Genomic DNA, 20443 nt, shown 5'->3' on the forward strand with positions numbered 1-20443 from the left:
CATGCGGCCCGTCAATACGGACGCCGGCTCAAGGCGAAGCTTGAGCCGGCGCAACTGTGCATCGATTACTTGCCGGCCATCGCCTTCAGGTTGGCGGCATAGGCGTCGACATCGTCCTTGCCGATGATCTTGGTCGGCACGATGATCAAGCCGTTGGCCGGAATGCCCGACTTGTCGCCCTTGAGGTAGGCGGCCATCAGCTTCATGCCCTGATAGGCCCATTCGAAGGGCTGCTGCACCACGGTCGCGGCAACCGTGCCTTCCTTGACGCCGCCCAGCGTGATCGGATCGTCGTCGAAGCCGACGACGGTGATCTGGCCGAGCTTGCCGGCGTCGCGCAGCGCCTCATAGATGCGCGGCGTATTGTAGGAGTAGAAGCCCACCATGCAGGTGATGTCGGGGCTGGCGACCAGCGCGTCCTCGACATTCTTCTTGGCCCGCGCCTGGTCGATGTCGTCGCCGCGCACGTCCACCAGCTCGATCTTGCTGCCGGCAAGCCCCTCCTTCATGCCCTCGATGCGCTCCTTGGCATTGTCGGCGCCGAGCAGGCCGACGAAGCCCAGGCACTTGCCGCCGTTCGGCATCGCCTTCTTGGCGATCTCGGCCGCCTGCTTGCCGGCATCGACGTTGGACGAGCCGATATAGGCGACGCGCTTGGTCTGCGGGGCGTCGCTATCGGTGGTGAACAGAGCGGTCTCGGACGCGATCTTGTTCAGCCCGTCGGTCGAGGTCTTCGGGTCGACTGCCGACACCATGATGCCCTTCACGCCGGCCGTCACCAGGTCGTCCATCAGGCGCTGCTGGATGGCGACCGACGACTGCTCGGGATATTTCAGCTCGAGATTGTAGTCGGGCAGTTCGCCCTGCGCCTTCTTCACGCCGGCTTCCGCCGCCTTCCAGAAGTCTGACGCGCCGTTGACGACGAAGGCCAGCGTCGGCTTGTCGTCGGCGCGCACGGCTGCGCTGGCCGTCAGGCCAATAGCCAAGGCCGCCGCGGCGACGGACGCGTTGCGTATCATGGATTTCATGCTTCAACCTCCCTTTTGAAACTCATCGCTGCTGTCTCGGCTGCGGCCTGGACGCCCTCCTCCTCAAGGGTCTGGCACCTAAGTCCGGGGCCGATCCAGCCGCGACCGAAACACTAGACACAGATTTGACGTTCGTAAATAGTCCGATTTGTCTGACATTTTCGTGAGGATGAGGGCAGCCCTCTTCCGGCAAATTGCCGGGCAGCGAACCTGCGCTCCTCCCAGATGCCGTCGCCGCAGCTCGCCCGGCGACGCGTTGACAGTAGATCGCTTACCGATATTAGTAAATAGTATTAGTCGCGGGATCGGACCGGCGCCCCAGCCACGGCGAACCGGGTGCCGCGGTGGGCGCCGGCGGAAGCAGGATTTGCGCTGGTCGGGTCGGCAAAACTCGGGAAAAATGACAGCTTTGCTGACCTTTTTGGCCATTTTGTCGCCGCGTGCCGTGGCTGGTGCCAACGCTCTTTTTAGTGATAATAGTTATAAGCATACCCGCTCGGTGGCGGGCTTTGCGGAACAGCCCGGCAGGTTTGGGAAAAGACCATGAGCGAACCGACGCAACTGCGCGATCCACGGGAAACGTCCAGACGCCGCAAGGCCTCGGCCAAGCCCAAGGGCCGGGTCACCATGACCGATATAGCGAGGGCCGCCGGCTGTTCGCAGGCGACGGTCTCTTTCGTGCTCAACAATTCGCCGGGCATCAGGCTGTCGCAGCAGACGCGCGACCGTGTGATCGAGGCAGCTAGAGCGCTGGGCTATTCGCCGCCGGTCTTTTCAGCTTTGCGTCCGCCCGTCACGCCCTTCGAAGGACTGGATGGCGTCATCGGCTTTGCCGTCGATCAGCTCGCCACCAGCCCCGAGGCGGTTGTGGCCATCGAGGGCGCGCGGCAGGCCTCCTGGAATGCCGGCAACGTGCTCTTGGTGGCGCAGACCATGGGTGACGCCGTCATGGAGCCGCGTGCCATCCAGGCGCTCACCCGGCGCGGCCTCTCGGCGCTGATCTACATGACCATCTTCACCCGCGAGATCACCGCGCCCGAGTTCCTCTACAGCGTCGACATTCCGGTCATCCTGCTCAACTGCTACACCGCCGATTATGCCTTCCCGGCCGTGGTGCCTTCCGAGATCGCCGGCGGCCAGAGCTCCACCCGGCATCTGATCAGCCGCGGCCACCGCCGCATCGCAACCATCACCGGCGAGCCCTGGATGCAGGCGGCGCAGGATCGGCTGAAGGGCTATCGCCGCGCTTTGGCCACCGCCGACATCCCCTTCGATCCGGACCTGGTGGTGGAGGGCGACTGGTCGGCCAGCGCCGGTTATGCCGCGACGGTGAAGCTGCTTGCGCTGAAGGACCGCCCGACCGCCATCTTCTGCCAGAACGACCGCACGGCGATCGGCTGTTACGAGGCGCTGAAGGAGGCGGGCCTGCATATCCCCGGGGACATTTCCGTGATCGGCTATGACGACGAGGAGATCGCCCGTCACCTCTTCCCGCCGCTGACCACATCGATTCTTCCGCATCTGGCAATGGGCCAATGGGCGATCGAGCAATTGGAGACGCCGCCAACGCTAGGCCGCGGCCGCTATCCCATCACCAAGCTTGAATGCCCGCTGGTGGAGCGGGAAAGCGTGGGAGCGTGCCTCGCACAATTCCGGTGACCCCGCCCTGATCCGGGCCTATGATGGACTGCGCGTGTTCCTTTCCCGACACAGGAAAAACGCTCGTGTGGCCGAACTGTCGTTTATGCGATCTCCTAAAGATCGAACATCCGATCATCCAGGCTCCGATGGCCGGCGCGGCGACTCCGGAACTCGCCGCCGCGGTGAGCAATGCCGGCGGGCTGGGATCGCTCGGCTGCGCATCGATGCTGCCGGACGGCTTGCGCACCGCTGCGCGCCAGCTGCGCGCCTCGACCGAGCGTCCCTTCAACCTCAATTTCTTTGTTTTTCCCAGACCAGACACCAGCGACGCCGTACTGACCCAGGTCATCGACAGGTTGCGGCCCTACTACAAGGAGCTGTCGCTCGACGAACCCTCGCGGAGGCTTCCGCCGATCGGACCGGGTTTTGACGATGAAAAGCTTGAATTGCTGCTCGAGATCCGGCCACCGGTCGTCAGCTTCCATTTCGGCATTCCGGACGCGGCCGCGGTCGCCAAGTTGAAGGAGGCCGGGATCGTGGTTATCAGCACCGCGACGAATGTCGCCGAAGCGCGCCAACTCGCCGACGGCGGAGCCGACGCGGTCATAGCTCAGGGCTGGGAGGCAGGCGGCCACCGGGGATCGCACGCTCCCAACCGTCCCGGTGACGGCGTGGGAACGTTGGCGCTGGTTCCCCAGGTCGTGGATGCCGTCAAGCTGCCGGTCATTGCCGCCGGAGGCATCGCCGACGGCCGCGGCATAGCGGCCGCCTTCGCGCTTGGTGCCAGCGGCGTGCAGATCGGCACCGGCTTCCTGTCTTGCGACGAGGCCGGCACGGACGGACCGCGCCGAGCCCTGATCCGCGCCGCCACGGACATGGACACCATGGTCACCGATGCCTTCACCGGCCGCGCGGCGCGGGCGAGACGCACCCGCTTCGCCTTGGAGATGGAGGTGAACCGGGCGCACCTCCCCGACTTCCCGCAAATGGTTGCGCTCAGCGCTCCGCTCGGCGAGGCCGGTGCAAAAGGAGATTTCGCCTTTCATCTCTATGGGCAGGCGGCCGCCTTGAACCGGGAGCTTCCTGCCGGCGAATTGATGCAGACGCTCGTGGCCGAAACCGGCGAGGTGTTCGAAGCGCTTTCGACCGGCAAATCGACGCCTGCGTGAGCGAAGTCTCCGCTCGTTGACGTCCCGGACAAGTTGCAATCCGGACTGCGAAAAGATCGGCCGGCAGGCAGGCATGCCATCCGGTCGCGATCGATGATGCCGGCATTCGGCGGCAAGGGGCGACCGCCAGCTCGGCCAGTTTTGCCGCCATATGCGCACTGGTGATCTGCGGCTGCGAAACGCACATGGCGATCCGATCACGCCGCGGAATCGCGTCGGCATCCTCGCTTGCGGCGGCGAAAAGCCGGGCCATGACCGGATACGGCGGCGGAACAGGAAGGCCCTCCGCCAACGCGTTCATCTCGGCGATCCGGGCTCGGTCGGCGGCGATCTGGTCGCGATAGAACACTGGCGCTCGGCTTCGGCATCGTATGCTCCTGCCAACGCCCACCTGTGCGATCTCGGGACGAGGCTGGTTTCGTTGCTTGGCATGGTTCCCGCGTGGGTCTAGGCTGAAACCAGCAAGGGAGGACGGGATGACATCAAGCTTCACCGTTCACGCGGCATCGGGCTATGAGCAGCTCATGGGCCGCTGGAGCCGCAGGCTCGCGCCCAAGTTCATCGACTTCGTCGGCCTGGCCGGCGGCGAGAAGATCCTCGACGTCGGCTGCGGCACCGGCAGCCTGACCTTCGAACTGGCGAAGTGGCGCGATCTCGCCGAAATCCAGGCCATCGACTTCTCATCCGTCTTCGTCGCGGCGGCGAAGGAGAGGAACACCGATCCGCGCATCACTATTCAGCAGGCGGACGCCACGGCGCTGCCTTTCGAGGACAATGTGTTCGACCGTGCGATGGCGCTGCTGGTGCTTCACTTCGTCCCGGAGACCGGCAAGGCGGTGGCCGAGATGCGCCGCGTGACGCGGCCGGGCGGCGTGGTCGCGGCTGTTGTGTGGGACCATCTTGGCGGCATGCCGGCCATGCGCATGATGATCGACACCGTGGCCGCGCTCAGCGAAAGCGGCCGCCAGTTGCGCAATCGCTACTGCTTCCAGCCGATGATGCAGCCCGGCGAAATGAAGCGGACCTTTGTCGAACAGGGCCTGGCCGACGTCACCGAAACCGAGCTGATGATCCGCATGGATTATCAGAATTTCGACGACTACTGGGCGCCCATTGCCGCCGGCGAAGGCCCGCTCGGCAAATACATGACCACGCTCGACGCCGCCGAGCGGACCCGCACGGAGGCTGCAGTCCACGATGCCTATGAGGCCGGTCGTGCCGACGGGCCGAGGTCTTTCGCCAACGTCGCCTGGGCCTGCCGCGGCATCGTGCCCTGACCTTCGGCGCGATCCGAGCTGCGCCGCATCACATGCACCTGGAGGAGCGGCTGCGGCTGCTTGACATCGCCGAGACCGCCAATGCCTGGGTGATCGAAGACGTTTCGACGGCGAATACCGCTTTCAGGGCAGTCCCGTGCCGGCGATCTAGAGCATGGACCGCTCCGGCCGCGTCATCTATGTCGGCACTTTCGCCAAGCTGCTGTTCCCGGCGCTGCGGCTCGGCTTCGTCGTGCTTCTCGTCGAGCTCGCCGGCCGCATCGTCAACGCGCTCTCCACCACCGGCCAATTCGCGCCGCTGCTGTTGCAGGCCGCCTTGGCCGATTTCAGCACCGAAGGCCATATGAGCCGGCACTTGAAGCGCATGCGCCGCATCTACGCCCAGCGCCGCCAGCTCTTTCGCGAGATCGTGGCCGAGCGCCTGCGCGACAAGATTACCCTCTCTCTCGCCGAACCCGGCATCCAGGTGGTGGGATATCTCAAGGATGGCATCGACGACATGCCGGTCGGTCAAGCCGCGGCGCTAAAGGCGATCAACGACTCGCCGCTGTCGAAATATTTCCAGAACACGGCGCCGACGCAGGGGCTGGTGCTGGGGCCTGTGACGCGGCGCAGACGAGGACCGGATAGAGAGGTTGGCGGCGGCGACACGCGAGACGCTGACAGGAGGAACAACGAGCGCGGGGGCCGCCAAGTTCCATAGTGGATCTTGGGGCGGATGACCGCAGCACGCGACGTGCCATCGGGCCACCTCTTTCAACAGTAGAACGCTGGTCAAAAAAGAGCTGGTTGCGCTAATGGGTTTGCCAGCACTAGGATTGGCGATGCTGGGGCGCAAGAGCAAGGCCTATCGCATTGAATTTATTTCACAATATTCTATCTGCTGATGGACGACTTGGGGAGACTCTCGGGCGATTGGGCTTGTCTCAGTGATCGACCGTCACACCCCTCGGCAGAGAAGCCTCAATATGGGCAGTATTAGATCGGCCGATACCACCCCAGAGCGGACTGTACGCCGGATTTTGCATCGTCTCGGTTTTCGGTTCCGACTTCATCGTCGCGATTTGCCCGGCACACCCGACTTGGTTCTCCCAAAATACCGAACAGTGATCTTCGTTCATGGCTGCTTTTGGCACCAACATGCCGGATGCCGGTTTGCCAAACTGCCGGCATCGAACCAAGAATACTGGCTCCCAAAACTCGCCCGCAACGTTCAGCGCGATACTGATGCTAAGCAAAAACTCCAGCAGGCAGGCTGGCGCGTGGTTGAGATCTGGGAGTGTGAAACGCACATTTTGTCTGCTGCTGAAGATAAGCTTCGCTGCTATTTTGGCTCGAATCACTAGTGCGCTTGTGCCCAGCCCAGCATTGCAGCATTCGGTTCAAGCTGCTTCTGTACTATTTGGTGCTGAAAGGGTTCCTGATGATCGCCAATTCAACGCGTAGATTTTTGATATGTACGCGTCATATTGACATTCGGATGCTTTCCTGATACCGAGCACGCTCAGATAGGAGGGTGTAATGGGGAGCGCACGGGATAATTTTGTCCGCCTGGCGGAAGCAAGGACAAGGAAGATATTGAAGGACTTGGACCTCCTGGGCAACCTTTCAAATAGGTCGAATTACGCCTACTCAGAGGAGGACGTGAAAACCATCTTCAAAGCTGTCGCAAAGAGAATGCAAGACGTAGAGCTTCGCTTCAAAGCCAGTATGACGCCCACCCGGGACGCTGATTTCAGGCTCCCTCGATGAAGGCCGCTGCGCTTTTTTCCGGCATCGGCGGGTTCTGTTTAGGATTCGAGCGCCAAGGGATTAAAACTCAGTGGGCGCTGGAGCTGAATCAGCACGCCGTTGAAACCTATCGAGCCAACGTCGCGACGCCCCGAATCATCCAAAAGGACATCCGAGAGGTGTCCGTCGCGGCCGATGACTTGGAGCCGATAGATGTCCTTCATGCCGGTTTCCCATGCCAGAGTTTCTCGCAGGCGGGAACACGTTCCGGTTTTGATGATGATCGAGGTAAACTGTTCTTTGAGATTATTAGGTTGCTTCGAGAGTTTGGGCCCAAGAGACCCCCTGTTCTGGTCTTGGAAAATGCTCCGTTCTTTCGTTACGGTGACGGCGGTGCGTGGTTTCTTCGACTTCAGAACGAGATCAGAAAAGCTGGTTACTGGTTCAGAGATGAAAATGCTCAAGAGATTGATGCATACAAATTTACTGACCTGCCTCAGCAACGTGTGCGCCTTTTCATGGTCGCGCTTTCGACGGATCATTTTATCAGCGGGCGATTTGAATTTCCAAAACCAAAATCGGTGAAAGCAAAAGATCTTTGTGATTTTGTTGACTTTGACAACGATGTAGATGAGCAATACTATTTGCCAAAGGATAATAGATACTATCACATGATAAATAATGCTGCCGAAGGTGATCGGCAGATATACCAATTGAGGAAGTATCTTGTTAGAACGAAAGAGCCTGGTGTATGCCCAACCCTCACGGCCAATATGGGGCTCGGCGGGCATAACGTTCCTTTTGTGTTTGCGCCGTCGGGGTTGAGGAAGTTAACAGAATACGAATGCTTGGCGTTGCAGGGCTTTCCAAAAGGATTTGCGTTCCCCGAGAGTGTCCCGTGGGCAAAAAGATACACTCAAGTGGGTAACGCGGTAGCGGTTCCGGTTGCGGAAGAGTTGGCTAAATTTGTTCGCAGGCGGTTAGAGACGGGAAGGGCAGATGGTGGCGAAGGTCGGTTTCGAATTTCCGCGTGACAATTCTCAGCAATGGGACGGCTTCAATGAGCCGGGAATGGAGCATTTTGCGGGGTCGCCGTTTCGCTCACTAGGGCGAGAGGGAACGCAGAACGCTCTTGATGCTGCGATATCTTCGCCTGTTGCGATAAGTGTTCGCCTTGTCGAGGTGCCGACGATAAGCGTTCCCAGCGTGGATGAGTTGCGGTCTGCATTGGAGTTATGTGTCGCGGAGTCCCATGCAGAGGGAGAAAAGGCCAAGCAGTTTTTTGAGACGGCGCTTGACCTCCTGGGGAAGTCGAAAATCTCAGTTTTGCAGTTTTCCGATAGTAACACCTCTGGCGTTAAAGGTCCATGTGAGTTGGGCTATCCGTACTTCGCTTTGATGAAGGCGACTGGCCAATCGAAGAAGGAGTCCGGCACGGCTACGGGTTCTTTCGGGATTGGCAAATTCGCACCGTTCACGGTTTCCGGTTTGCGGACGATTTTTTTGAGCACCCGGTGGAGCGACGAGAGCGGGGCTATGCACCACTACGTTCAGGGCAAAGCGATACTAATGTCTCACCGTAGCGGTGGCGCCACCTATCGAGGGACTGGTTTTTGGGGAATACGAAAAAACTGTCAGCCCTTGGTTGGAAACCTAGATGAGTTGCCGGCCTGGCTACATTGTAACGGTCACGAGGTCGGGAGCACCGGGACAACCCTCAGCATATTGGGCTTTATGGCGAATAAAGGATGGGAAAGAATACTCGCTGCCAGTATCGGTGAAAGCTTTTTCGGGGCCATCTGCCGTGGCGAGCTTACGCTGACGATCGAGGGTGGCCCGGTGCTTAACGCGGGGACGTTACCGGATTTCTTCGCCGACAAAGACATCTTAAACGCTATCAAAGATCAGAAGGAAGAGCCGGAGACATTTCAGAACAGCGGACATTTTTTGAGGGCGCTTTCAAGCACCGAGAGTAAGGTTGAGGAGACCCAGAATGCTTCGCTGGGGCACTGTCGGCTTCACATACTCGTTGGGGAAGGGCTTCCGAAGCGCGTGGCTGTTTTGCGGAACGGAATGCTCATAACCTCCGAACTCGCTCGTCTGAGACGTTTCGGGGAGTTCAAAGAGTTCGTAGCTGTTTTAGAGTGTCTCAGCGACAAAGGGAACGCCTTGCTACGGGCGATGGAGCCACCGCCCCACAATGACTTCGAGCCAGATCGCCTGCCTACTTTACAGCAACAGAGGGCCGGTCGAGTTGCGTTGCGTGAGCTAGCGGAGTGGGTGCGGCAGATGTTGCAGCGCCACGCTCAAGACCCCATTGCCGAGGTCTCAGAAATCGACGAGCTGGCTGAGTTTTTTGGCGATGACGAAGAGGGTAGCGGCTCCAAGGAAAAGAACGGCGACGAAAACCCAAGGGGGGCGTTGAAAATTCGAGCGCGTCCTTTACCGAAGAAGAAGTCGGCGGCTTCCGACAGTCAGGAGGACCATTCCCAAGATGACAATCTTCCCGGTGATGATGGCGATGATGGAGATGACACTGGCGACGGTGACGGCGACGAGGGCGGATCGGGCGGCAGCTCGGGTAGCAACGAGTCAACTGGCGGCGACGCAACCAAAGGTGGCGATGGTGGTGCAGGATCATCGAAGAATCATGTCTCCACACTGGCGCTACAAAACGTTCGTGCGGTCGTGCTGTCTCCCGCGCGGAGGCGAATTTCCTTTACTCCCGAGGTTGGGGGACAAGTAAAGGTGACACTCGAAGATTCAGGTGCCGACACAAACCGAATCCTGAAAATAACGTCTGCGTCAGTCGGCGTCGTTGCTAATGGAGATCTGTCCATTCAGTGCAACATGAATCAGCGCCTTACAGTTGACGTAGAGTTGGACAGGGTATTCGAAGGTACGATTAAGGTGAAAGCTCATGCAGTTTGATAGCCTAAGAGCCTTTCCATATCCTGTGCTGAGGCCGGACGTAGATGATTACGTCGATGGGGATATCCAAGTAACAGTAGAGTTTGAACCATCAGCCGATGGGCAAGAGGTGGTCGCAGAAGTTGCCTTTCATCTGAGCGTTGAAGAGTTACGCGCGGAGGTAGAGGCAGGGAGAGCCCAATATACGACTGTGTTTGCGTGCCGGGATACCTATTTTCGTCACGTTCATTCGTCTCCCGAGGACAGCTTCAAAGTTGCTTTCCCTGCCGGAAGGTTGCGGGGCGAGGTACAGGTGTTCCCGTACATAGCGTCTGTTAAAACCATTACAAACTATAAAAGTAAACTTATAAATTCAGAATTTGGTGAAGGTCCTTTTAGATACGAAATTGGCTCAGTTCTGGCAGTAGACAGGCCACAGGCAATATATATCGATCGTGACGTGTTCAAACCTCTATCGTCCGTGTTCGTGCTAATAGGGGACGATTCGATCATAGGGCACGAATGGCAAGTTCGAACCACAGATGACAAGGTTCAGATTTGTGTTAGCTTAGAACTAAAAGAGTTGATCGACAAAGCTAGAAACAACAAGGCTCACCGGGCAGTGTTGATGAACTCAATATATTTCGCTGCGGTCATGCAGTGCATATCCATTCTCAAATCAGGCTCAGAAGACAACGAGTCACGTTGGGATAAGGTTATACGGCAGAAGTGCCATAACGACGGCATAAATATAGATGAGCATGACGAGTACCTAATAGCAGAGAAACTTATGAGGAGCCCTTTTCAGCTGATTGAGGCGTATGTATTTCAAGGAACAGAGCAATGAAATTGCGAATTTTGCGAGATTCAGCTGTAGTTACACTTAGAAAGTCGATACTAGAAAATCGAGCTATACAGATCAGGCAATTTCTCGTTTCTTGATCTCGATGCCGCACAGTACCATGAGCTTCCCATTTCCCCTCAACCAAAAGCGTTGGAGATGCTCAAGGTACCCGTAGGTGAGGAATTCTACGAAGTTGAAAATTGCCTAGCCGTTCATGCGTACCTCTCCGAGTTGACGCCATATGATGCTCGTGATGAGCGTCTATGGTGCCACCTCACACATACTGTGTTGCTCGATTACGTTCGCGCCCGTTGGCCTATACCTAGTGACGATGAGAAGGCTGTAGCGCATATCGAAACACATTTTTTCGCACGGACTAATCGCCAGATTGAGCGCGACAACGCAGCATCGCGATTGTGGTGGATGTCGCATCTATGTACACGTGTCGCTGGAGTGGATCAGAAACAGGCTCTTGATGCCTTCTTGTTTCGCGCCGACGTGCGAGCCAACATCATCGAGAGGCCCACGATAGCTCAGTCGACGAATGTTTTCTCGGTGATCCTGCGAGGGCTAGTTAAATCGGCGGCGGGGAAGAAGGCACTTTTTGAGCGGAAGACGTTCAGAGCCATCATGATGGATCTTAACTCTATCGGTGGATTTCGGTTGCTTGATGTCTTGCCAGAATCGGAAATTCACAAGATTTTTGACTCTGTTATGGAGACGCGCCTCGGCGTTGCAGGATACTGAGATATCGACTGTTGGAAATTGAACAGATTACCTGACAAGGCCGCATCACAGTGCCGCAGGCCCGTCATCGTTAACGGTCAATCGACTACAAATGGAAAACTGGCGCACCCGACAGGATTCGAACCTGTGACCTCTGCCTTCGGAGGGCAGCGCTCTATCCAGCTGAGCTACGGGTGCTTCCCGGGAAACCGGAAAACGAACCGGCCGGTGAGCCGGCCAGCCACGGCTTCTTAGCGGAAGCGCGTGCCGGCTTCAACGGGCAATTGGCTTGGCGGAATATTCGCCGTAGCGGGCAGGCTCGCATTCGTCCGGTGGAGGTGCCGGAGTCGAGAGCGAGCGGTCCCAACTAATGTAGGCTCGGAGGCCGGCGGCCCCGCTTCGGCAATGCATCGCGACTTCCGAGCGTTGTTCAGGCGCAAGCTCTCGCCAGCCCTCACCCCTCCGCCTCGCTCTTCGCCACCCTCCGCTGCACCCCGCGCGTCGCCCGCTTCTGCTTCTTCGCGGTCAGCTCGTGCATGGCGTCGAGCTGCATCTGCTGCATCTCGGCCAGGCGCTGCCATTGGCGTGAGATCAGGTAGTCGAGCTTTTCGTGCAGGTGCCGCACTTCGAGCTCGGCCTTGAGGTTCACCCGGTAGTCGTTGAAGGAGCGCAGCCGGTCCTTCGCCTCCTGCCGCTTCTGGCTCATCATGATGATCGGCGCCTGGATGGCGGCGATGCAGGATAGGAGCAGGTTGAGCAGGATGAACGGGTAGGGATCGAAGGCGGCGGCCGCGCCCTCGAAGAGGTTGAGGCCGATCCAGATCAGAAGCACCGCCGCGAACGAGATCAGGAACCACCAGCTGCCGCCGAAGGCCGCCATGTCGTCGGAGACGCGGTCGGCGAAGGAGCGGCGCTCCTCGAACTCTTCTTCCGAGTTTTCCGAGATCGTGTCCTGTCTGGCGATCGATTCCACCACCTGGCGGTCGAGCTCGGAGAATTCGCCATGCTCCTGCTGCAGCAATTCCTCCATGTAGCGCATGCGGTAGCGGGCGAGCTCCTCGCGGCTGATGCGGGCGCCGCGCGGCAGGTCGGGATGGTCGGAGCGGATGCGGTCGGCGAGGCTCGGCCTGAGGTCGTCGACGCGCACCAGGTCGCGCTTGCGGAACTTCCGGCCGCTGATCGCCGACGGTTTTTTCTTGGGCTTTGCGCGCGCCGCGCCGGGCAGGTGCGGCTCCGAATCCGGCACCTCCGGCGCTTCGAGAATCTCGTCCGCCGCCTCATGCTGATCTTCCGGCACGGTGGCCGCCTCGAGATATTCGCCGCCCGAGTCGTTTTCGTTGTCGGCTATTGTCTGCGCGGATGCCTTTGGGTCGCCGGCCATGCTCAGTGCTCCTCTTCTCGGGCTTCGATACGATACGCCGAGCCGGCGCGGCATATCCATCGCGACTGTGAAGCTGGTGTGACCGAACAAGTTGTTGTGATGGATGGATCTGCTTTCGGCGCGCAAAGACATAGATCCAATTCTGGGAAGATTCGGTTGAAAGGGCTTACTGAGCAACAACAAATCTCTCGGGGCAGCGCCGCCCCTCATCCGCCTGCCGGCACCTTCTCCCTGTATAGACGGGGAGAAGGAGGCTGGGCGCAGGCTCGGCGCCTTCCTCTGCACCGCTGGCTATTGGCGAAACCGGCGATGAGAGCGCCCCTCTCCCCGTCACTTACGGGGAGAGGATGCCGGCAGGCAGGTGAGGGGCAGCGCCACCGCCGAACGCATCGGTCCTGCCTCGCTGGAGCCATGGTCACCGCCGGCGGGCTATCTGGCCGGTCGCTTGAGCAGGCCGCCGCCACCCGGGCTTCGCTACTGCGCCGGCAAACCCGGCAGCGACGACCCTTGCGCCGGCAAACCCGGAAGCGCCGAAGCGGCGGGCTGCTGGCCGGCATACATCAGCCGCGTCTGCGCATCGGCGCTCATCGGCGCCAAGCTGCGCTGGATCAGCGCCTCGACATGGTCGTTGCGCTGGCGCGCGCTTTGGGCGCCCATCACCACCACGATCAGATGCCTGCCGTCGGCATTGTAGGAGGTGACGATGTTGTAGCCGGAGGCGCGGATATAGCCGGTCTTGATGCCGTCGACGCCGCGCACCCGTCCCAGCATGTCGTTATGGCCGCGCACCAGCCGGCCGCGGAACATGAAATCGCTTTCGGAGAAATAATGGAAATGCTGCGGGAAGCGGCGCTGCAGCGCGATGCCCAGCACCGCCATGTCGCGCGCCGTCGTCACCTGGCCGTCGTCGGGCAGGCCGCAGGCGTTGCGGAAATTGGTGCTGGTCATGCCGAGCTGGCGGGCCTTGGCGGTCATCATGGCGGCGAACTGCTCCTCGCTGCCGCCGCCGAGATATTCGCCCACCGCCACCGCCACGTCGTTAGCCGACTTCACCACCATGGCGCGGATGGCGGAATCGACGTCGATCGTCTCGCCGCGCCTGAAGCGCAGCTTCGTCGGCGGCTGCGCGGCGGCGTGGTTGGATACCGGGATCTGCGTCTCCTTGCTCACCCGGCCGCTCTCCAGCGCCTCGAACAGCATGTAGAGCGTCATCATCTTGGTCAGCGACGCGGGATAGCGTTGCGCCGTCGAATTGACCTCGAACAGCATCTTGCCGGTCGAAGCGTCGACCACGATCGCGGCATATTTCTGCGGCTGCGCCGGCACGGCCAGCACGGTCTCCGGCGGCGCGGCGGTGGTGCAGCCGGCAATGAGGAGCAGCAGGACCAGCGCGGCCATCAGTTTGTGGAGGAGCGAAAGCGGAGTGGACAAGATTGTTTCAAAAACGGTTGCGGAGATGCGGCGAAGCTAGCGTACCGCATCCGCCCCGTCCAACTGGTTAACGGCGGGAATGAGGCATTTGCCCAGCTTTTGGCGGTTTGCAGGAGGTTGAATTGCCTTCAAGGTCGGCGGCGCCGAGTTCGACAATTGGTGGCATTCGCTTGATGCAAAATGCCTATCGCCCTGCTTGCGCCGCTGCCGCCGGTCAGGCTTTGTTGTCACCGAAGATTCGAGGTTTGGCAATGGACACCCTCAGCATCAACGCAAAAGGCATCTCGGTTTCGCTCGATCTCGCCGTCGGCCACATCGCCGCCCTGGAAATCGAGGCCGATGGCCGCCGCCTAAAACCGCTGCACCGCGCGCCCTGGGTCGGCTCGCCGCGCGCGACCTTGCCGGAAAACCTCCCCGAAGGCACGGTGCGCCTGTCCGGCGACTTCCTCTGCGCGCCGTTCTCCACCAGCGATGTCGAGGAAGCACCCCTCCATGGCTGGCCCGCCAACAGCGAGTGGGATGTCGTCGAAAGCAGTGCCATCGCCGGCGGCTGGCGCGCCGTTTTCCGCTTGCGGCGCAAGGTGATGGGAGCTTCCATCGACAAGCTCTTCATGCTGCGCGACAACCATCCCTTCCTCTACCAGGAACACATCTTCTCCGGCGGTTCCGGCGCCATTTCCGTCGCCCACCATCCGATGACGGCGATGCAGGACGGCGGCCGGCTCGCCTTCTCGCCGAAACGTCTGGCGGTCACGCCGGCGACCCCGCTGGAGCCCGATCCGGCGCGCGGCCGGTTTCGCCTGGCCTATCCCGCCCGCGCCACCGACCTAACCCGTTTCCCGCTCGCGGCCGGCGGCACCGCCGATCTCGCCGACTACCGCATGGAAGACCGGCGCGAGGATTTCATCACCCTGGTCGAGGCCGATCATGGCGGGCCGGGCTGGACGGCGCTCGCCCGCCGCGCCGAGCAGGATCTGGTGCTGGTGCTGAAGAACCCGGCCGAGCTGCCGGTCACCATGCTGTGGTTCAGCAATGGCGGGCGCGACTATGCGCCCTGGAGCGGCCGCCATGTCGGCGTGCTCGGCATCGAGGACGGCCGCGCCGCGGTCGGCCACGCCGCCTCGCTCGGCGACAACTGGCTGAAGCATGAGGGCGTGGCGACGGCCTTCGCGCTTGCCGAAGGGCGCAGCGTCTCCTTCCGCCATGTCATCGGCGCGGTTCCGGCAGCCGACGTCGAACCGCCAAGCGGCCTGGAACAAGCGACCGATCGACTGCGCGTCCTTGCCCCGAATGGCTCAGCGAAGGAGATACCGTTCGACGGCGAATTCCTGCGCATCGGCCGTTCCGTGCCCGCCTGAGGCCCTTGCTCCGCCATAGGATGCCGACCGATCTCAAAGGCGTGCGGCAGAGCCTTATAACCGTTTGAAATTTCTCCCCGGTGCCGCCAAGATGCGGCCGGAGTCGCTAGCGAAGAGGCGCTGATGTCCGACTTAGCCCATATCACTGCCGCCATCTTCAAGCGCGCCGGCAAGGCCAAGCGTTTCGTCGTTGCCATTGCCGGCCCGCCGGGAGCCGGCAAGTCGACCATATCGGGCAGGCTGCATGAATTGCTGCCGGAGGGCACGTCCGAAGTCGTGCCGATGGACGGCTTCCACTATGACGACATCGTGCTCAACCGGCGCGGCCTGCGCGCGCGAAAAGGGGCGCCGGAAACCTTCGATTTTGCCGGCTTCGAGACGCTTTTGAAGCGGATCCGCTCCGGCGAGCCGGACATTGCCATTCCGGTCTTCGACCGCAGCATCGAACTCTCGCGCGCCGCCGCCGAGATCATTTCCGCCGACACCAAGTTCATCCTGGTCGAGGGCAACTATCTGCTGCTCGACGAGGAGCCGTGGTCGCGGCTGGCAGAGCTGTTCGATTTCACCATTTTCGTCGATGTCCCGCGCAACGAGCTCGAGCGCCGGCTGATGGAGCGCTGGCGCGGCCATGGCAAGTCCGACGAGGACGCCCGCGCCTGGATCGCCTCCAACGACATGCCCAATATCGAGCGCGTGCTGGCGCGCCGCAGGGAGGCCGATCTGGTGATTGGTTAACCTGCTCAATTTTCACGAGTTTTGGGCGGGAACCTTAAGATTTACAGGTCGTTATCTCCATGACCCGAATTGTCCGGCACTGACGCGATTCCAGGAAAGTGTGTAGCGGTTTCCGGAATTGCGCGATAACAGGGAACCGTCTTATGGCAACCAAGACCAGAAAACCCGCGCCTGCAAGAAGCAGAGCCAATCAATCCAGAGCTAGTGCCGCTCCGGCGACCGCCGAGCGCTCCAAGGACGCCAAGCCAAGCTTCGGCAAGGCGGCGCCCAAGAAGGTCGTGCCCGGCACGGCGCACAAGGCTCCCGCAAAGGCCGCGAAGCCTCATAAGCCGGCGGCAAGGTCGGGGCCGATCCGCACTGTGGCAAGCGTGGCGACCGGCGCGGTGGTGGCCACCGCGCGGCTTGCCGCATCCGTGCTCGGCCGAGGCGGCGCCAAAGCCAAGCCCAAATAGAGCGACTCAGCCCCTGGCCGGGATGGTCAGGCCCCTCTGCACGGCGGGCCGTGCGAGGCCGCGCTCCAGCCATGCCGCGACACCGGGGAAATCGTCGAAGCCGACCAGATCGCGCGCTTCGTAGAAGCCGATCAGATTGCGCACCCAGCCGAGCGTCGCGACGTCGGCGATGGTGAACTCGTCATCCATGATCCATTGCCGGCCCTTGAGCCGCGTCTCCAGGACGCCGATAAGGCGCCGCGACTCGTCGCGATACCGCTCCAGCGGGCGCTTGTCGGCGATCTCGCGCCCGGCGAATTTGTTGAAGAAGCCGACCTGTCCGAAGATCGGGCCGATCGCGGCCATCTGGAAGAACACCCACTGGATCGTCTCGTAGCGCCGGATCGGATCGGCCGGGATCAGCTTGCCGGTCTTGTCGCTGAGATAGAGCAGGATGGCGCCGGATTCGAACAGCCCGATCGGCTTGCCGCCGGGCCCGTTCGGATCGATGATCGCCGGTATCTTGCCGTTCGGGTTGAGCGACAGGAATTCCGGCGTCCAGCTCTCGTTCTTGCCGATGTCGACCGGATGCGGCTCATAAGGCAAGCCGATCTCCTCCAGCGCGATCGAAATCTTCACGCCGTTGGGCGTCGGCCATGAATAGAGCTGCAGGCGATCGGGATGCTTGGCCGGCCAGCGCTTGGCGATCGGAAAGGCGGACAGGTCGGTCATCGGGGCTCCGGATGCGGATGGGCGCGTGGCGGCGCCGTGGCGGGTGGGCAAGACTTAGGACCGCGGCCCTTCGGGATCAATATGGCCGGCAATCGACCTGCCGTGCACGGTCAGTCAGCCAAAGCACCCGCAAGGATGGGAACGCGTCCGGCGCCGCCGAGCGCCCGTGTCGGGTCGCCCATCTCAGATCGCCCGTCTCAGATCGCCTTGAAGGCCAGCACGGCATTGGTGCCGCCGAAGGCAAAACTGTTGCTCAGTGCTGCGCGCACCTTGCGCTCGCGCGCCACATTCGGCGTCACGTCGAGATCGCATTCGGGGTCGGGCTCGCGGAAATTGGCAGTCGGCGGCACGATGCCGTCGCGGATCGCCATGACGCAGGCGATCATCTCCAGCCCGCCCGAGGCGCCAAGGCAATGCGCATGCATCGACTTGGTCGAGGAGACCGAGAGTGCGCTCACATGCTCGCCGAAGACGCGCTTGATCGCCGCGGTCTCGATCTGATCGTTGGCCTTGGTGCCGGTGCCATGCGCGTTGAGATAGTCGACGTCCTCGGGATTGAGCCCTGCATCCACCAGGCAGAAGCGCATCGCCGCTTCCGGTCCCTCGACGGTCGGCGCGACGATGTCGGAAGCGTCGGCCGAGAGGCCCGCGCCGGCGATCTCGGCAAGGATGGTGGCGCCGCGCGCCATTGCGTGGTCGTAGCTTTCCAGCACCGCCATGCCGGCGCCTTCGCCGAGCGACAGGCCCTGGCGGTCGGCAGAAAACGGCCGGCAGGTGTCGGGCGAGAGCACGCGCAGCGCCTCCCAGCCCTTGAGCACGCCCCAGACCAGCGGCGCCTCGGTGCCGCCGGCGACCATGACGTCGGCGCGGCCGAGCCGAATCTGGTCGACGGCCGAGGCGATGGCATGATTGGCCGACGCGCAGGCCGAAGTGACGCCGAACACGGGTCCGCGCAGGCCGAGACTCATGCTGACCTGACCGGCGGCCGCGCCTGGCATAACCTTCGGCACGGTGAAGATAGCAGCGCGGTTGCGCCCCTCGATCAGGATCGCGCGGTAATTCTCCTCGATCGTTTCGAAGCCGGCGACGCCGACGCCGACAACGGCACCCATCCGATAGGTGTTGTCGGTATGCGCGACCAGTCCGGACTGCCGCATCGCTTCGCGCGCCGCGATCACCGCCAGCAGGCTGAAGCGGTCCATCGACACCACCTGCTTGCGGTCGATGCCGTGATCGGGCAACGCCTTGATTTCGGAGCCGACCTTGACCTTCAGGTCATGCAGCGAAGGATTGTCGATCGGGCCGATTGCCGATCGGCCGGCGCGCATGGCGTCCCAGATCGCCGGCACATCGGTGCCGAGCCCGCATATTCCGCCAATGCCGGTGATGACGACGCGCTTGAGCATGCAGTCAGGCTTTTTTCGCGATCAGTTCGCGAACCGCCTCGACCATGTCGCCGACGTTCTTGAGGTTGCTCCAGGCGTCGACCGTGTTCATCTCGATCTCGATGCCGTACTTCTCCTCGAGATCGAAGATGATCTCGGTCAATTCCAGCGAATGGATCCCCAGCGTGTTGAGATCCGTGCTCGGCGTGATTTCTTCGCCGCCAGGTTCGGCATGCGCTTTGATCTTTTCGATGATTTCGGTCGTCAGCTGGTCAGCCATTCGGTTCCTTCCCCTGTCGTTTTCCGACGCCAACTGATCAGCGCCCCTGTGTCCCCGGATTCATAAACGTCGTCGCCCCTTACCTCGCCAGGAATCCGTGTGACCGCTCCAAGGTGGCTCCCTCTATAGAAACCGAAACGATGTCAAGCAACAAGCTATATATCGACAAAGCCGGTGGAGTGCTTAACGTTGGCGCCGTGGACACGATCGACGATATCCTGATTTCTCTGCCTGCCGCGCAACGTGTTGCCGGGCGAGGCAGGCTTTTCTGCGGCAAGAGCGGCGGCAGGACCCGCCTTCAACGTCTCTATCAGGACGGATCGGCGAAGATTCGCATGCCGGCGGTGCAAGGCGACCCGCTCGAGGCCGTGCTGATCAACACGGCCGGTGGGCTGACCGGCGGCGACCGGCTTGGCTGGGAGATCGAGGTCGGCGAGGGCGCCTCGGCATCGATCACCACCCCGGCCTGCGAGAAGATCTATCGCGCCGCATTCGACCGGGCCGAGACGAAGGTCAGCCTCACGGTTGGCGCCGGCGGCCGCATTGCCTGGCTGCCGCAGGAAACCATCGTTTTCAACCGCGCGGCCTTTGCCCGCGCGCTGCATGTCGAGCTGGCGGTCGGGGCCGAGGCGCTGCTCCTGGAGGCGATGCTATTCGGCCGGCTTGCGATGGGCGAACGGACGGTCCTGGGCAATTTCCATGACCGCTGGCGGGTTCGCCAGGGTGGCAGGCTCATCCATGCCGAGGACTTTCGCATCGGCCCGGATATCGCGGCCGGGCTCCAGCGCCAGGCCGTGGCCAGTGGCGCGCTTGCAATTGCAACGATGCTTCTCGTCTCCCCGCGTGCGGAATCCATGCTGGAGCCTGCCCGCGCGATCATCGGTGATCAGGGTGGCGCCAGTTTCTGGAGCGTCGGGCAATCTGGCAAGCTTCTTGCGAGGCTCACCGCCGGCGACGGCTACCAGCTCCGCAAGCGGCTGGTTCCGCTCGTCGAGCTGCTCAACGGACGGGCTGGCCTGCCCAAATTATGGTCACTTTGACCTTCGACTACTTTGATCTTGAGTACCGAGAAGACGCATGAACCTGACGCCGCGTGAAAAGGACAAGCTGCTGATCGCCATGGCGGCGATCGTGGCGCGCAAGCGAATGGAACGCGGCGTCAAGCTCAACCACCCCGAGGCGATCGCGCTGATCACCGATTTCGTCGTCGAGGGCGCCCGCGACGGCCGCTCGGTGGCCGAGCTGATGGAGGCCGGCGCCCATGTCGTCACGCGGGCCCAGGTCATGGACGGCATTGCCGAGATGATCCACGACGTCCAGGTCGAGGCGACATTTCCCGACGGCACCAAGCTGGTGACCGTGCACGAACCGATCCGGTGAGGAG

20 protein-coding genes and 1 tRNA gene are annotated in these 20443 nt (G+C 61.4%); 14 read left to right on the forward strand and 7 right to left on the reverse strand.

All coding sequences use genetic code 11. The features are described from left to right. Positions 1-65: 65 nt before the first annotated feature. A complete protein-coding gene (locus tag CK215_RS19805) occupies positions 66-1028 on the reverse strand; it encodes a sugar-binding protein (RefSeq protein WP_095776910.1) in 963 nt (320 codons plus the stop codon). A 543-nt stretch (positions 1029-1571) separates the two neighbouring features. Here CK215_RS19805 and CK215_RS19810 point away from each other — a divergent pair. The 9 genes from CK215_RS19810 (at position 1572) to CK215_RS30820 (ending at position 11347) form a co-directional block, all read left to right on the forward strand. Further along, positions 1572-2687 (forward strand): LacI family DNA-binding transcriptional regulator, encoded by a 1116-nt coding sequence (locus tag CK215_RS19810; protein WP_170950333.1) that lies wholly within the window; start codon positions 1572-1574, stop codon positions 2685-2687. A gap of 65 nt (positions 2688-2752) precedes the next feature. Continuing rightward, positions 2753-3838, forward strand: a complete 1086-nt coding sequence (locus tag CK215_RS19815) for a nitronate monooxygenase (RefSeq protein WP_245418738.1) — start codon at positions 2753-2755, stop codon at positions 3836-3838. A gap of 476 nt (positions 3839-4314) precedes the next feature. Beyond that, a complete protein-coding gene (locus tag CK215_RS19825) occupies positions 4315-5115 on the forward strand; it encodes a class I SAM-dependent methyltransferase (protein ID WP_095831897.1) in 801 nt (266 codons plus the stop codon). A 154-nt stretch (positions 5116-5269) separates the two neighbouring features. Continuing rightward, entirely contained in the window at positions 5270-5818 is a 549-nt protein-coding gene (locus tag CK215_RS19830; protein ID WP_095831898.1) for an aminotransferase class I/II-fold pyridoxal phosphate-dependent enzyme, read from the forward strand. A gap of 265 nt (positions 5819-6083) precedes the next feature. Then, a complete protein-coding gene (gene vsr / locus CK215_RS19835) occupies positions 6084-6461 on the forward strand; it encodes a DNA mismatch endonuclease Vsr (protein ID WP_245418739.1) in 378 nt (125 codons plus the stop codon). Between the two features lie 402 nt (positions 6462-6863). Continuing rightward, positions 6864-7880, forward strand: a complete 1017-nt coding sequence (gene dcm, locus CK215_RS19845) for a DNA (cytosine-5-)-methyltransferase (protein ID WP_095831901.1) — start codon at positions 6864-6866, stop codon at positions 7878-7880. After that, positions 7846-9777 (forward strand): hypothetical protein, encoded by a 1932-nt coding sequence (locus tag CK215_RS19850; protein ID WP_095831902.1) that lies wholly within the window; start codon positions 7846-7848, stop codon positions 9775-9777. The genes dcm and CK215_RS19850 overlap by 35 nt, the downstream gene beginning before the upstream one ends. Next, positions 9767-10603 (forward strand): hypothetical protein, encoded by an 837-nt coding sequence (locus tag CK215_RS19855; protein ID WP_095831903.1) that lies wholly within the window; start codon positions 9767-9769, stop codon positions 10601-10603. The genes CK215_RS19850 and CK215_RS19855 overlap by 11 nt, the downstream gene beginning before the upstream one ends. A 153-nt stretch (positions 10604-10756) precedes the next feature. Beyond that, positions 10757-11347, forward strand: a complete 591-nt coding sequence (locus CK215_RS30820; RefSeq protein ID WP_141245495.1) for a DUF6339 family protein — start codon at positions 10757-10759, stop codon at positions 11345-11347. A 100-nt stretch (positions 11348-11447) separates the two neighbouring features. Here the strand turns inward: CK215_RS30820 and CK215_RS19865 are convergent. From CK215_RS19865 to CK215_RS19875, 3 genes are all read right to left on the reverse strand, one after another. Continuing rightward, positions 11448-11524, reverse strand: a tRNA-Arg gene (locus CK215_RS19865). 256 nt (positions 11525-11780) lie between these two features. Continuing rightward, the gene (locus CK215_RS19870; protein ID WP_095831905.1) at positions 11781-12707 is read right to left on the reverse strand and encodes a DUF1003 domain-containing protein; all 927 of its coding nucleotides are present in this window, start codon (positions 12705-12707) and stop codon (positions 11781-11783) included. 474 nt (positions 12708-13181) lie between these two features. Beyond that, positions 13182-14105, reverse strand: coding sequence for a D-alanyl-D-alanine carboxypeptidase family protein (locus CK215_RS19875; RefSeq protein WP_095831906.1), 924 nt, complete (start codon positions 14103-14105; stop codon positions 13182-13184). Between the two features lie 284 nt (positions 14106-14389). Here CK215_RS19875 and CK215_RS19880 point away from each other — a divergent pair, with 284 nt between their 5' ends. From CK215_RS19880 to CK215_RS19890, 3 genes are all read left to right on the forward strand, one after another. Beyond that, positions 14390-15496 carry a hypothetical protein gene (locus tag CK215_RS19880; RefSeq protein ID WP_095831907.1) on the forward strand — a complete coding sequence of 369 codons (1107 nt, stop codon included), beginning with the start codon at positions 14390-14392 and terminating at the stop codon, positions 15494-15496. Between the two features lie 123 nt (positions 15497-15619). Next, complete coding sequence (locus CK215_RS19885) at positions 15620-16231, forward strand: nucleoside triphosphate hydrolase (RefSeq protein WP_095782158.1); 612 nt, start codon at positions 15620-15622, stop codon at positions 16229-16231. Between the two features lie 143 nt (positions 16232-16374). Continuing rightward, positions 16375-16683 carry a hypothetical protein gene (locus CK215_RS19890; RefSeq protein WP_095831908.1) on the forward strand — a complete coding sequence of 103 codons (309 nt, stop codon included), beginning with the start codon at positions 16375-16377 and terminating at the stop codon, positions 16681-16683. A 6-nt stretch (positions 16684-16689) separates the two neighbouring features. Here the strand turns inward: CK215_RS19890 and CK215_RS19895 are convergent, their stop codons facing one another. The 3 genes from CK215_RS19895 to CK215_RS19905 all read right to left on the reverse strand — a co-directional run bounded on the left by CK215_RS19895 (position 16690) and on the right by CK215_RS19905 (position 19059). Further along, complete coding sequence (locus CK215_RS19895) at positions 16690-17394, reverse strand: glutathione S-transferase N-terminal domain-containing protein (RefSeq protein WP_095831909.1); 705 nt, start codon at positions 17392-17394, stop codon at positions 16690-16692. A gap of 197 nt (positions 17395-17591) precedes the next feature. Next, positions 17592-18800, reverse strand: coding sequence for a beta-ketoacyl-[acyl-carrier-protein] synthase family protein (locus CK215_RS19900; protein WP_066999123.1), 1209 nt, complete (start codon positions 18798-18800; stop codon positions 17592-17594). Between the two features lie 4 nt (positions 18801-18804). Next, entirely contained in the window at positions 18805-19059 is a 255-nt protein-coding gene (locus CK215_RS19905; protein ID WP_040975089.1) for an acyl carrier protein, read from the reverse strand. Between the two features lie 197 nt (positions 19060-19256). Between CK215_RS19905 and CK215_RS19910 the strand changes: the two genes are divergently transcribed. Together CK215_RS19910 and CK215_RS19915 are read left to right on the forward strand one after the other, a co-directional pair. Then, on the forward strand, positions 19257-20099 hold the full coding sequence (locus CK215_RS19910) for an urease accessory protein UreD (protein ID WP_170950337.1): 843 nt from the start codon (positions 19257-19259) through the stop codon (positions 20097-20099). Positions 20100-20136: 37 nt separating this feature from the next. Further along, positions 20137-20439 carry an urease subunit gamma gene (locus CK215_RS19915; RefSeq protein WP_066999125.1) on the forward strand — a complete coding sequence of 101 codons (303 nt, stop codon included), beginning with the start codon at positions 20137-20139 and terminating at the stop codon, positions 20437-20439. Positions 20440-20443: the final 4 nt, after the last annotated feature.

It is taken from the genome of Mesorhizobium sp. WSM3864 (genome assembly GCF_002294955.1).
Taxonomy (GTDB): domain Bacteria; phylum Pseudomonadota; class Alphaproteobacteria; order Rhizobiales; family Rhizobiaceae; genus Mesorhizobium.